We start from the raw sequence: 14,413 nt of genomic DNA on the forward strand, positions 1-14,413 counted from the left end.
CAAAGACCAAAACCAAAGCGCAATTGTGGTGAAAACGAGGAGTTCGGTTTCAGATTAACTCAAATTTTCGGGTCCGACCGCGTGAGTCATCAAAAGGAAAGACAGAAGAACGGAACCTGGCCCAGGCCAAACGTCTTCCCGACGAAAGCGGCAACTGCTTGTGAGGACAAGATGACGAAGAATTCTGAACTCAACACTCCTGACACGGATCGCAAGAAGCATATTCGCCAATGGATCGATGCGAGGTTGCGCAAATGGGCAGGCCGGGGCGCCGCAGGGGGGCTCGGATCCGTGCTGATGGCGTTACCGGCGCTGGGACAGGCCACCGTGGAAGAGCTTTATGCCTTTCAGTTTGCGGAAACCATTCCGGGAGTGAAGTCGGCAAAGCTTTTGAAAAACGGCGATGTTTTGCTGAAACTCAACGATGGTCGTACCCTGATCGTGGCTGCCGAAAACGTTCAGGTTCTGGACAGCGGCGCAATCATGATAGCTGAGGAAGCCGTTGCCGAAATCGCTCAGTTCAGCCTTGCGGCAGAGGCGGGTGGTGCAGCAGCCGGTGGGATGGGCAGCGCTGGCGCAGTTTTGGGCGGGATAGGTCTGGCTGGCGCTGCTGCTGCAGGCGCAGGTGGCGGTGGTGGCGGCGGCGGAGATGACAGCCCCGCAGTCGTGCCCACCCCGACCCCCAGTCCGACACCCAGCTACCCGACCCTCAACCTTGCGGGGGCCCAATCGACGACACTCAGCAGCTTCGGCACCGGAGTTTTGGCCTCGGCAGACGCGGACACTATTGAAGTGACCATCGGTTCGATCACGAAAACCATTGCACCGAATGCAGACGGAAGCTGGGTCATCTCGCTGACCGAAGCCGAAGCGGCCAGTCTGCCGCAAGGTGTAAATTCAGTCACTATTCGAAGCCTCGATGCGTCTGGCGCCGAGTTGTCAACTGAATCGGTTCAGTTCGAAATTGACACCATACCACCGACCCTTGCTATAACCGGGGTATCTGACGGGGCCGTGATGAACGCCATTGAACAGGCGACCGATCTGATCCTGACCGGAACCACAAACGCCGAAAACGGCCAGCTTGTAACTGTTTCGTTCAACGAGCAGTCGTATACCGGCATCGTCGCCAACGGGGCGTGGAGCGTAACGGTCCCCGCCTCTGATCTGGCCGCGCTGCAGGATGGTGCGACAATCATAATACAGGCGGACGTGACCGACCAGGCAGGCAATCCGGCTGTTCCGGCCGCGGACAGTATCGACACGGATTTCACTGCTCCGACCATCACACTTGACCCGGTTTCGGGCGGTTCGATCGAACTGGTCGATCTGAACAGCGATCTGGCTCTGACCGGCGCGACAACGGCAGCCGATGGCCAGAGTGTTTTGGTGACGTTCAACGGCCAAGTTTACACGGGCACAACATCTGGCGGCAGTTGGAGCGTTACCGTCCCCAGCGCCGATCTTGGGGGTCTGACTACCGGCACCCCGGTTTCGGTCAGTGCCACGGTCAGCGACACCTCGGGTAATTTCGCCACTCCGGCAACGGCAACCCTGCCCGTGGATCTCAGCGGGCCTTCCATTTCAATCTCCCCACTGCTCACCGGTTCCGTTCTTAACGCGGTCGAGGCCGGGTCGGATCTGACTGTCAGCGGTACGACGGGCAATGTTCCGGATGGACAGCAGGTAACGGTAAATCTGGGCGGTCAAACTTATACGGGCGCTGTATCAGGAGATACATGGACAATTACGGTTCCCGCGGTGGATTTGCAGGCACTTGCGGACGGTTCGGGATTTACCATCACCGCTGACGTTTCCGACAATCACGGATTGGACGCGCCACAGGCCAGCAGCTCGGTCTCGACGGATTTCACCGCCCCAACGCTCAGCATCGACAGTTTTTCTTCTGGTGCCGTTCTGAATGCCTCGGAGCAAGCTACGGATCTGACCATAACTGGTGCGACGGATGCCGAAGACGGGCAAATGGTGACCGTTTCGATGAACGGGCAGACGTATTCCGGCCAGGTCCAGAGTGGCAGTTGGAGTGTGACTGTACCGTCCTCAGATCTTTCGTTGTTGTCCGACAATGGTACTGTGACGGTTACCGCTGACATCTCGGACGCCGCAGGTAACCCCTCCGTTCAAGCCACCAGCAGCTTTGACACGGACTTTACGGCACCTTCAATCACGATCTCCGCCCTGTCAGACGGCGCGATCATGAATGCCGCCGAACAGGGCACGGATCTGACCGTGTCGGGCACATCAGATGCGCTGGACGGAACAACGGTCACAGTTCAGATCGCACGTGCTGACGGAACCGTTGATGTGAGCGGAACGGCGACTGTAACAGGTGGAGGGTGGAACTATACCGCCGCAAGCTTGGACTTAGCCGGGTTGCAGGACAGTGAAAACTACAGTGTCACCGCTTCGGTTGCGGATGCGGCAGGAAACAGCAACTCGGCTGCAGACGGTTTCACAACGGACTTTGGCGCACCTTCAATCACGCTTGATCCGGTTCTGACCGGTGCAGTTCTGGATGTGATTGAAAGAAACAGCGATCTAGCAGTGTCGGGAACTACCACGGCTGAGGATGGCCAGACGGTTTCGGTAACGCTCGGCGGGCAGACCTATACGGCCGTTGTTTCCTCGGGAACTTGGTCCGCCACCGTTCTTTCGGGCGATTTGGCGGCATTGGCGGATGGGACCGCCTTTACGCTGACGGCTATGGTGGATGATGCGGCTGGCAACAGTGCGCCCGCTGCAACGACAACGCTCACGACGGATTTCCGCCCGGTGTTGACCCTGAATGCTGTCGGGACAAACGGTGCCGTTTCTCTCAGTGACGCGCAAAGCTCGGGCCTGACCATAAGCGGTTCCTCGCACGGTCTAAGCGCCGGTCAGAGCGTGGACGTAACGCTCAACAGTGTTTCGGTCGGAACCGCAACAATTGCCTTGGACGGAACTTGGTCACTGTCGGTGCCAGGTTCCGGATTCTCAGGTCTGGAAGCCGGTGACGACCTGGATATCCAGGTGCAGGCTTCTGTATCTGGTGGTCCGGATCCATTGCCTGTGTCAGACAGTATCACCGCTCATGTGCCCTCTGCCTATGTCATCACAGAAGCAGGGCGAAACGGGTCCACGGTGACATTTGAAATCTACGCGGACTCGGACCGGGACATCTCGTCTGGCCTGTCCGTGACGGCTGATCTTGTCTTCGACCCTGCCGTGGTCACATTCGATACAGGATCTGACGTTGAAAACGGCGCCTTCGATCTGTTCCTTGCCAATCCGGTCGGTGGCAACACTGTTAAGTTCGGCGGCGCCGCGACCACATTCTCGGATCTCAGTCAGCCATTGGTGACGTTCACCATGACCGTTCAAGACCCGATACAGCCGATCGAGCTAACGCTGATCACCGATGATGGCGGCCCCACCGTCTTTCATCTCGGCACGGCAAATCACGATAATCTGACAGCGACGGGTGCTGATAATATCCTACGCGGTAGAGGTGGTGATGATACGATCGACGTCTCGGACGCAGGGCGTGACGTGGTGGTGTTTGAAGCCGACCCCACGGCCAATGGGGTGGACATAATCACTGGGTTCACACTCGGTGCCGAAAGTGATGTGTCAGACGCCCTGATGTTCAGTGGGCTGGACGTTGCAAGCCTGAGAGGTGACGGGACCGGAGTTGAAATACGCAACCTGGGTGAAGTCATCGGAACTGACACGGGTTTCATCGGGCTAAGCACTGTTCTGGCGGATCTGTCTTTAGGAACAATCGAAACCGCAGTCGAGAGCTTTGCCGGAATTGACGCCGGCGATGCGCTCTATGTTCTTGCCACAGACGGTGCGGACAGTGTTCTGGTCAGGGTCGATTATTCTGCGCCGGGGTCAGCCACAGTCGAAGAGATTGCCGATTTCAGCGGGTTGGGCGATTTGAGTGGCCTGACGGCGGATAACATCCTTCATACGGATCCGACCGGCGCGACAGCCTGACCTCAGACTCCGCACATCAAATCCTGCAGACAGTTCCAACTCACGAGGGCGAAATGGCACAGAATGGCCTGCACCCGGTCAGCAAGACACGACATGGGCATCGGTATTGGCGAAGGTTTTCCGACTATGGGTTTGCGCGCCAAAAAGCGGATTGCCCGGTCGTTGCGGCCGAAATTCATCAAGTTGCCGCTGCTTTTCCGGTATTGTTTCATCGGCGCGACAGCTTCGTTGAACCTTTGGCGATCCTGTCACTTGTTGGCGAAGCAGGCACACCGTTCGTGTCGCGGAATGGTATGTGGTTGGCCGGCTATGTACCGTCGGCCTTGCGGTGTACACCATTTGAAATCGCTCCAGACGATCAGGACCCTGAGGCTCCGGTTTCCTTGATGATTGACGAAGCAACGGGATTAGTATCTGACAACCCAAAAGACGAAGCCTTTTTCACCAAAACAGGTGATTTGAGCCCCGAATTGCAAAAGGTTTGCGCCTTTCTGCAAAACCGAAGGAACGCGGGTCAACAAACTCTGGCGTTGTGCCGGCAGATAGACAAAATGAACCTGTACGACCCGCTTACCCGCCATGATGGTGTTGATCTGCCGCCTGGCTTGTTGTGTGTCAATGAGGAGCGATTGGCAAATCTGCCTATCGCGTGCAGTGTTGCCCTTCTAGCCAGCGGTGCCTTGCGGCTGATCCACGCGCACCAGCTGTCATTGTGTCATTGTGCCTGGGTAGAGCGGGCACAGCGGCAAGCCATGGCTGCCAGTACAACGCGATCCATCCAAACCAATCCCGACGTGCTGGAGTTTCTCTCTGCGATTGCCGATGACCAGCAACGCGAGAGCTTCACCAGCCACAAGGCAGTGGAAGGCTTCCATGTCGCGATTTAGAAGATACCTTCTCAAGCTGCCACTGTTGGTCCTGGCTGCCGCGATTTCGGCCTGTGTTTCACCCCCGGAGCTGACAGGCCTACAAACCTCATTTGCCAGCGGAACAGCAGGGGCCGGTGCTACTCGCCAATCCAGCGATCTTGCTCAAAGCCGTTTTGGGCAACGCGTGCGCTCAGCTGTCGAAAGCAGTCCTCATCTGGCACAAAGCGATGCCAGATTTGCGGCCGCAAATGCCGGTCAGGATGCCGCGAAGGGCGCGTTTCTGCCCCAGGTCTCCTTGGGTCTGAACGCGCGCTCCGAACGAGTTGTTTCGGATGTCGCTGATTTTTTACCGTACCTGCGTGTTTCGCAACTGGTATTTGATGGTGGCGCGGCGGCGGGGGATTTGGCTGCGGCACGCGCCCGGATTTTTGAAAGTCAGGGGGACCGTCTGCAAACGGCCTCGGCAACGGCGCTGGCCGCGATCGAAACATATGTGACAGTTTTGGACCGCCGGAAGATTCAAGACCTGACCGCCAGGAATGTCGAGGTACACCAACAGCTTGTCCAGCAGATTTCGCAACGGGCGGCCAGCGGCGCAGGATCGAAGGCGGATGTTCTGACCGCGCGTTCCCGCATGGCTGACGCACAAACACGCTTTGCGGATGCAAAAACGCGCACGGCGCGCGCCGAGGCGCGATTTGTTGAAATCTACGGAACAGCGCCCGGAGTGTTGGCCCCTGCCATCCCCGCTCCGCTGCTGTCACGGAGTGACGCACAGATCGTGGAGGCAAGCCCTCAGATCCGCCGCGCAGATGCTGCTGTTCTGGCCGCGAAGGCAGAACTTGCTGCCGCTCTGGCCCGTCGCCAACCGGATATAAGACTGGCCGCTTTTGCCAACAGGGACGATAGCCGGGATGCGAATTACGGTGTCGATCTGGCAGTTAACTACGAAATCGACAGTACCGGGAAGCGACGTGCGGCGATTGCGGCTGCGGAAGCGCAGGTCCGAGATGTCGAGTTTTCCCGTGAAAGTCTAAGCCGCGAAATATCCCGGGAATTGGGGTTCATTCGTTCGGATCAGAAAGCTGGCGCCGAACGCCTGCAGGCCGCGCGTCAGGCCGCCCAAGCAAACGCCGACAGCATCAAGGCAGCACAAGCACAGTTTTCAATCGGGCGACGTACTCTGATCGAGATTCTGGATGCACAAAGGGATTATGTGAACGCGCAAGAACGACTGATCCTGGCAGAGCAGAACTACTTTCTGACAAATTATGCGGCGCTCAGCCTAACCGGGGATATTCTTGATCTTCTTGGTGTCACTCTGAACAACAGGATTGGGCAACCATGATGCAGGCACAATCGGGTACACGCCCCCACTCTTTGACGGCAATGGAGGTCTGCCTCCTGCACGTCGCCGCGCATCTCGACCGCCCACTGACATTGGCAGCGGTCCAGGCGACACAATCCGGCGACGGTGAACTGACAATCCGGGATGTCATTACAGCCCTTAACAGAGCGGACATGCAGGCCGCGTATGGCAAACGGAAACTGGCTGCTTTCAACAATCATCTGGTACCGGCGATCCTTCTCTTGGAAAATGAGCGTGCAGTGGTCTTGCATGGGCGAGCATCCAACGGCGATTTACTGATCTTTGATCCGGAACTGGGCCGCGAAATCGGAGAGATACCAGAAGCCAGCCTTTCTGAAACATACACCGGATATGCAATTCTGGTGCGCGGTATCCATCAGGAGGAAATTGGTTCGATCAGCAACGATTGGAAAGGTCATTGGTTCTGGTCCGCCCTTGCCGCCAACCGCTGGTCATATATTCAGGTGGCGCTGGCAGCCGCCCTTGCCAATCTGCTTGGGCTGTCGACATCCGTGTTCATCATGGTCGTTTACGACCGGGTTCTGCCCAACGAGGCGACGGAGTCCCTGATCGCCTTGACCGCAGGCGTTTGCCTAGCTCTGATTTTCGACTTTGTGCTCAAACTGCTACGAGCCGGGTTTATTGATGCAGCGGGAAAGCAGGCTGATCTGTTCATGGGGCGGCGTGTATTTGACCACTTGCTGAACATTCGTATGAAGTCCCGGACCGGGTCATCTGGCGCCATGGCCAGCACCGTCCGGGAATTCGAAACACTCCGCGAGTTCTTTACATCGGCAACGCTGGTCGCGGTGGTGGATCTGCCATTCATTGGGCTGTTTGTTTTCGTCATTTATTTGGTCGGTGGCCCGCTGGCCCTGATCCCCGCACTTGCTGTGCCTGTCGTTCTGGTGACCGGGTTGATCGTTCAGCCTGTTTTGTCCCGTCTTGCGGAAAACAGTTTTGCTGATGGGCAATCCAAACAATCGGTTCTGGTCGAAGTTCTTTCCGGCCTTGAAACCATAAAGACAACCGGAGCGGCGCGGCAAATGCGGTCCCGTTGGGAACAGGCGATGGATCGCCAATCCGAGCACGGTATGCGCAGTCGTGCCGTCACGCAATTTGCACTGAACCTGACCGGGTTCGTCCAACAAGCCGCTCAGGTGTTGATTGTCTTTTATGGCGTCTTTCTGATCGCGGGCGGTGAGGCAAGCATGGGGGCACTGGTTGCTTCGGTAATGCTGACAGGACGTGCGCTGGCTCCTCTGGGGCAGTTGGCGCAAACCCTGACGCGGATCAATCAGGCGCGCAGCGCATATCGCAATCTCGATTCTCTGATGCAGGCGGAAAGTGAGCGACCGCAAGGACGAAGCTGGATCAGTCGCAAAGGTTTCGAAGGTCGCATTTCCTTCAACAACGTGCATTTTGCCTATCCTGACCAGACAAACGACTCTTTGGACGGCATTTCTTTTTCGGTTGCTCCGGGCGAAAAAGTAGCAATCCTTGGCCCGATCGGTTCGGGCAAGAGTACAATTGCGCGTCTTTTGCTGGGGTTATACGAACCCAAGACTGGTTCGGTTTCGTTGGATGGAGCGGATATTCGACAAATTGACCCCGGTGATCTGCGCCGAAACATTGGGTCCGTTCTTCAAGATGTCTGGTTGTTTTCCGGTACCGTTCGCGAAAATATCGCCAGTGGGGCGATCCGCCCCAACGATGAAGATCTGCTGAAGGCCGGACGGGTTGCGGGTGTCGAAGATTTTGTGGCGCGCCATCCCGGCGGCTACGATTTGAAACTGGCTGAACGCGGCGAAGGTTTGTCCGGCGGGCAACGGCAGGCGATTGCGCTGGCAAGGGCCTTGGTCGGTCGCCCGCCAGTCCTGCTGTTGGACGAACCAACCAGCGCCATGGATGTCCGGACGGAAGCGGACGTCATCCGGCGGCTAAAGCACGCAACCAGTGACAGCACAGTCATTGTCATCACGCATCGCACAAGCTTGCTGAACCTAGTTGACAGGGTGATCGTTCTCGAAGGCGGCAAGATTGTGGCTGATGGTTCGAAAGGCCTACTGACTCAATATGCAAACCGCAAGGGGAGGCATCTGAATGTCGCGGCATCCTGATCTTGCGAAACTGGCCCGTGAGATGCAGGGGCGTTCCCCGCTGCGGGGGTCTGCCTTGCTAATTCTAATTTTGTCCTTTTTGGTCGCGGCAGGTTTCTGGGCGCATATCACCGAGCTTGACGATGTAACCCGCGTGGACGGTCGCATTGTCCCATCGGGTGATTTACAGGTGATCGAGGCTACTGAACCGGGTGTTCTGCGGTCCCTGAATGTTCAGGAAGGTCAGCTGGTAGACGAGGGAACTCTTCTGATGGAGTTCGATACCACTCAGATAGCGAGTCAATTGGGTCAGGAACAGCAGCGTGCCTTTGGTTTGATGGCGCGGACGCAGCGGCTGCAGGCGGAAATCGACGGCACCGAATTAGAGTTCAAGCCTGTGTTGTTGAAAGACGCGCCAGCGGTCATTCAATCTGAAACGGCGCTGTTTCAGGGGCGACAGTCTGAGTTGCAGGCGGAAATCGCCATCCTTGAACGCCAACGCCAGCAACGCCGTCGCGAATACGAAGAAGGACTGGTGGATCAGTTTACGGTCGAGGAAACGCTCAAGGTGCTGGCCGAGGAACGGTTGATTATGGAACCATTGGTCGAGCAACAGATGGAGCCGGCGACGACGCTGCTTTCCTTGCGTCGCAGTGAGGCGGAATGGAACGGGCGCAAGGTCAGGGCCGAAGCGGTGACCAACAGGTTGAAATCCGGTCTCGACGAAATTGATGATCGCATCCGGGCGACACGCAGTCGGTTTCGCAGCAGTGCCCTTACCGATCTGGCGCTTGCGACAGCAGAGCTTGCCGCGCTGCAACCTGCCTTGCCTGCGTTGCGTGACCGCGCGGCACGGGCGCAGATCCGAGCCCCAGTTCGTGGTATTGTCAACCGGATACACCGGTCAACCGTTGGCGGGTTGGCCCGAAGCGGCGAGGAGTTGATCGAAATTGTCCCGCTGGACGACTCCTTGCTGGTCGAGGCCTATGTCCGCCCTGAAGACATTGCTTTTTTGCACGCCGGACAAAAAGTGAAAGTCAAGATAACGGCCTATGACTTTGCCCGCTACGGCGGACTGGACGGCGAAATCTTCCGCATTGGTGCGGATACGATCAATCGTTCCGACCGAAACGACGAAGAAGTATTTGTGGTCGAGATTAGAACCGGCAGCACTATGCTGGACGGCAACGGTGCAGAAATAGAGATCATCCCCGGCATGGTTGCCGAAGTGGATATTCTCGCCGGTCGAAAGTCGGTCCTCGACTATCTCGTCCAGCCTGTGATCAAAATCAAGGACAGAGCCTTGCGAGAATAACACCTGCCGGGACTTCCGGTTACCCGCTGCGCATGATGAAGCTTGCTTAATCCCAGACTCGCTTTCCGATCCTGCGCCGCTTGACCTAAGTGGATCAGGAGGCAGGCTGCTTGAACTGCTGGTCAAACAAACGCCGGAATGCCCCGTTACGCTGCATCAGGTTGTCGAGATTACCCTGTTCGATCACCTCTCCATCCTGAACAACCATTATTTTGTCGGCCTCCAACACAGTCGATAACCGATGCGCGATCACGATCGTGGTGACATTTTTGGTCAGTTTGTCGAGCGCTTCTTTCACATAAGTTTCTGATTCCGCATCCAATGCGCTGGTTGCCTCGTCAAGCAACAGAATTTCTGCCTGGCGCAGGATTGCACGCGCGATTGCCAGTCTTTGCTTCTGCCCACCGGACAGAAATGCGCCGTTTTCGCCAACCTGCGTGTCATATCCGTTCGCCAATTCGGTAATAAAGTCATGGGCATGTGCCGCCCGAGCGGCTTCCATAACTTCTTCAACCGTTGCGTCGGGTCGCGCGTATCGAAGGTTGTCCATTACGCTGGCCGAAAACAGGAACGTGTCTTGCCCGACGTAAGAGATTTTACGCCGCAACGAGGCGAAGCTCACGTCCATGACATCTTGTCCGTCGATTTCGATGCGCCCCTGATCCGGATCATAAAAACGCATGATCAGGCCAAAGATGGTGGACTTGCCACCGCCAGACTGCCCAACCAGCGCAGTGGTTTTTCCCGCTTCAAAAGTCAGGTCCATATTCTTGAGAATGGGCAAGGAACCTTGATAGCCAAAGGTCACATCATGTAGCCGAACCTCGCCGGGACCTGGGCGCAGCTGAACGGGTTCGATGCTTTCACGCATCGGGTCTTCCTGGTCCAGCAACTCGAACATCATGCCGATTGGCACCAATGTCGTCTCGATGACCACGCGCATCTTGGAAAGGCGTTTGGCCGGTTCATAAGCCATCAGCAAAGCGGTGATGAAAGACATCAGTTGCCCCGGTGTGGTCGGCTCACTTCCTGCGATACCAATCGTGCTGATGATCAGAATGGCCGCGATCGCTATACCTGCCAGAAATTCCATCAATGGGCTGGCGATAGATTGCAACCGCGAAATGGAGTTGGCGCGGTTTTCGACAGCCCTGATCGCGCGGTTCATGCGATCGGCCATGTGGTCTTCTAGCGCAAAAACCTTGATGATCTTGATGCCCCCCGAGGTTTCCTGAAGGACTTTCATGATCTCTGCCAGAGATTTCATTTCAGAACGCATGATCGAACGCACGCTCTTGAGCAGAACTCTGACGCCCAGCAGGGCGATTGGTCCGACAACGAAGAACAGCACCGACAACACCGGTTGTTGATAGACCATCACAAATACCAGACCAACAAGGGTCAGCGCATCGCGAACAAAACTCGTGACCACGACATCAACCAGGCGCCTTGCAGCCAGAGCACCCTGTGTCACGATCATCAAAAGATCAGAGGATTCCGTGTCGGCAAAGAATCCAACACCTCGTTTCAGCAGTTTCGCATATAGCTGTTCCTGCTGAACGGCAATGATCCGGTTGCCCGCGCGGGCCAGAAAAACAGACTGAATGTAGGATGCAGCTGCTTTGGCGAAAAACAGCCCCAAAATCGCAAGCGCGACGAGATAGACCTTTGAGCGCGCTTCCGGCGTTGTCATGGCGTTGACGATGTTTTCCATCATCCAGGCGGTGCCCGCAGTTGTCCCCGCAACAACAACCATGGCGGCCATGGCGATGCCGTAAAGCCAACCCTGGCTGCGCAAACTGCTGCCAACCAATCGGCCTATGTGACCGGATCGCCATTTTTCCCAGAAATCTCTGACCATTCTACTCTCCAGGCCCTCAATTGCCTTCGACACCTGCTGCCGACGCGATACTTCGATAGGTCGGAAACGATCTCGTCGCCTGTCTTTTCAGGAAAGACGGGTTGGTGTTAGTTAAGCGGGACGGTTGCAAGAATCCATAGCTGGCCCAAAGATAATATTGGACATCCCCCAACTATCTGAAAAAGAGATGAAATTCGAAAATCTCAAGCAGACGCAGTTGGGAAGATCGTGTGCTGAACAAATCATTGCCAATCAACTTCCCCCAAAAAAATGTACCCGGCACCGTAAATCGTTTTGATCAGGCGTGGATTTTTGGGGTCTTCGCCCAGTTTGGTGCGCAAACGCGAAATTCGCACATCCATTGCCCTGTCGAAACTCTCACCTGCGGCGCCGCCTAAAGTTTCCTGCATCTGCCCACGACTGATCAACCGTTTCGGGCTTTCCAGAAACAGGCGCAGAACCTCGCCTTCGGCATGGCTGAACGGAGTTTCCGAACCGGTTCCGTCCACAAGGACATAGCGATCGAAATATGCGGTCCAGCCATTGAAATATGCGACTTCCGACTGGGGAGACTGGGTTCTCGGTGCGCGCAATCTTGCACGGATTCGGGCGACAACCTCGGCAGGATCGAAAGGTTTGGTGATATAGTCATCAGCCCCAAGTTCCAGCCCGGTGACGCGATCCTGTACCTGCACCCTGCCCGAAATGATAATTACCGCAGCCCCCTGTTCCAGCGCCAGTCGGTGCACCAACGCCAGCCCATCTGTATCCGGAAGCGACAGATCAACAAGGCAAACATCCGGCGTCACCCGTTTCAGCGAGGCTTCGAATTCACGGGCGCGTGAAAAGCTTTGTGTGCGGAATCCGGCCTCTTCCAGCGCATCCGTCAATATGCGCCGTATTTCGGGCTCGTCATCAAGGATGGTCACCAATGGTTGGTTCATCAGGCGGCCTCGGTTCGGATCAGTGCAGACAATTGTGCCCGGGAGAACGGTTTACGCAACACCGGCGCCAAAGCAAGCGCTTGTCGATGCAGAGGGTCGGAATAGGGCAAGGATGTCATCAGAATACAGGGAAGGCCAGGCTTTAGCCGCTCAAGCAGATCAATCCCGGTGGCCGGTCCATCAAGCCGGATATCGGACAGAACCAACGCAATATCGTCAATATCCAAGATCAAACCGAGCGCTTCATCAACTGACGTGGCCTCGATCACAGAATAGCCGAGATCAACAAGCAGGTCGCGGAACTGGCAACGCAATTCGTCGTTATCCTCGACAAGCAGGACAAGACCGCCGCGACCGGACGGGGCAGGTCTATAAGGCAATCGCATGACAACGGATGCACCTGATTGCGTGTTGCGCAGGTTCAGGTCTCCGCCAGCCAGTTTGACGGTGTCATAAACCATGGGAAGGCCTAACCCCGAACCGTCGCTGCCTTTGGTCGTGAAAAACGGGTTAAGAGCCTTTTCCAAAGCTTCGGGTGAAAACCCGGGTCCGGTGTCGGATACGGTGATTTCGGCCCATATTCTTCCGATCGCATGGGCGCTGATGGTGATCTGACCGGAATTGCCGCATGCGTCACGCGCGTTCAGGACAAGATTGAGCATTGCATCCTGAACCATACCCGGGTCGAGCATCAGCGCCTCGTCCGGCAATGTATTGACCACCGACAGCCCCACTCCCCGCGGCAACGATGGCGACGCAAGAATGCGAAGGTCTTCCAGCAGCCCTCGCATGTCGGTCGCCTTGGGTTGAGGTGTCCGGTTTCCCGTCATATCCGCGATCCGGTTCAGCAATTGTCCGCCACGGCGCGCTGTTAGTTGAGTGGCCGAAACAAGTTCCTGCGCCTCTTCGGGCAGGTCCATCTTGTTCAGTCGCGCCTGCATTCCCAGAATGATCGTCAGCAGGTTTGAAAAATCATGTGCCATGCCGCTGGTCATCTGCGCCGCCATTGCGCGGCGGCTGGCCTGTTGCAAGGCGACCCTGGCTTGCGTTTCTTCGGTCACGTCGACCGACATTATGTACACGCCCCCTGCCCCGTCCGGGGTGAAAGAAACGCGGATCCGGCGCGAATCCTGATCCTCGGTAAACTCAAAAACCGAAGTTTCGCCGCCATAGGCACGTTCCAGATAGGGTTCGACCCGTTCAAATGCCGAAGGACCCAGCGCCTCGGAGATGTGCAGACCTGCAATCTCAGACGGTCGGCCCGGCATGACGGAACTCAGGCGGCGGTTTGAATAGTCGTAAATACCGTCCTGTCTCAGATGAGCGATATGGGCCGGCATCATCTCCGTCGTCAAACGGGTGCGGGCCTCAATCTCGGTCAGTTGGCGCTTTGCCTCTTCCAGAGCTGAGTTGGTTGCGGCCAGCTTTCGGTTCGCGGCTGACAATTCCTCGGCATGGCTCAGCAACTGTCCGGACAATTCCTCGGACCGTGCGCGCAACAGGTTCTCAGCCCGTTTTTTGCTGGTGATATCTGTATACACTGCGACCCAGCCGCCTTGTGGCAACGGTGCCCCCTCGATCGAGATAACCTGTCCGTTTGGTCGCGCCCGTTCCATGTAATGCGGTTCGAAATTCAGCGCCTGCTCGACGCGGGCCTTCACCATTTCGTCCACATTTCCGTCGTCGCCATATTCCCCACGGCTGGCCAGGAACTGAATGGTGTCGTGAAACAAGGCGCCGGGGCGGACCAGGGTGTCGGGCAGATCGAACATTTCCTGAAAGCGGCGATTGCTGACGACAAGCCGCAATTGGCTGTCGTAAATCGAAAGGGCCTGGCCGATCAGATTCAGACCGGCCATAGTCATTGCTTTCATATGCTGTTCGGTGGTGTCCAAGACAGTTCTCCCCACGGAACAGGCGTAACATCAGAACCCCCGCAGGTGTAGGGGGCAGAGAT

The 14,413-nt window shown here is 56.7% G+C and carries 8 protein-coding genes; 5 read left to right on the plus strand and 3 right to left on the minus strand.

The features are described 5' to 3' along the window. The first annotated feature begins 171 nt into the window (after positions 1–171). Genes ACR0J2_RS16195 through ACR0J2_RS16215 form a run of 5 tightly spaced genes read left to right on the plus strand, consistent with a single transcriptional unit; the run spans position 172 to position 9,651 of the window. Positions 172–3,999, plus strand: a complete 3,828-nt coding sequence (locus tag ACR0J2_RS16195) for an Ig-like domain-containing protein (RefSeq protein WP_480813222.1) — start codon at positions 172–174, stop codon at positions 3,997–3,999. 53 nt (positions 4,000–4,052) lie between these two features. Next, positions 4,053–4,886, plus strand: coding sequence for a SapC family protein (locus ACR0J2_RS16200; RefSeq protein ID WP_480813223.1), 834 nt, complete (start codon positions 4,053–4,055; stop codon positions 4,884–4,886). Continuing rightward, entirely contained in the window at positions 4,873–6,216 is a 1,344-nt protein-coding gene (locus ACR0J2_RS16205; RefSeq protein WP_480813224.1) for a TolC family protein, read from the plus strand. The genes ACR0J2_RS16200 and ACR0J2_RS16205 overlap by 14 nt, the downstream gene beginning before the upstream one ends. After that, positions 6,213–8,357 (plus strand): type I secretion system permease/ATPase, encoded by a 2,145-nt coding sequence (locus tag ACR0J2_RS16210; RefSeq protein WP_480813225.1) that lies wholly within the window; start codon positions 6,213–6,215, stop codon positions 8,355–8,357. Before ACR0J2_RS16205 ends, ACR0J2_RS16210 begins: the two co-directional genes overlap by 4 nt. Continuing rightward, positions 8,341–9,651 (plus strand): HlyD family type I secretion periplasmic adaptor subunit, encoded by a 1,311-nt coding sequence (locus tag ACR0J2_RS16215; RefSeq protein ID WP_480813226.1) that lies wholly within the window; start codon positions 8,341–8,343, stop codon positions 9,649–9,651. The genes ACR0J2_RS16210 and ACR0J2_RS16215 overlap by 17 nt, the downstream gene beginning before the upstream one ends. Positions 9,652–9,745: 94 nt before the next feature. On the opposite strand, the gene ACR0J2_RS16220 is transcribed toward ACR0J2_RS16215, so the two are convergent. From ACR0J2_RS16220 to ACR0J2_RS16230, 3 genes are all read right to left on the minus strand, one after another. Next, on the minus strand, positions 9,746–11,512 hold the full coding sequence (locus tag ACR0J2_RS16220; RefSeq protein WP_170614071.1) for an ABC transporter ATP-binding protein: 1,767 nt from the start codon (positions 11,510–11,512) through the stop codon (positions 9,746–9,748). A 242-nt stretch (positions 11,513–11,754) separates the two neighbouring features. Next, positions 11,755–12,456, minus strand: coding sequence for a response regulator transcription factor (locus ACR0J2_RS16225; RefSeq protein ID WP_170614072.1), 702 nt, complete (start codon positions 12,454–12,456; stop codon positions 11,755–11,757). Next, positions 12,456–14,321, minus strand: coding sequence for a PAS-domain containing protein (locus ACR0J2_RS16230; protein WP_480813300.1), 1,866 nt, complete (start codon positions 14,319–14,321; stop codon positions 12,456–12,458). The genes ACR0J2_RS16225 and ACR0J2_RS16230 overlap by 1 nt, the downstream gene beginning before the upstream one ends. Between the last annotated feature and the right edge of the window lie 92 nt (positions 14,322–14,413).

The sequence above is a fragment of the Ruegeria sp. CG4 genome, from assembly GCF_056537185.1.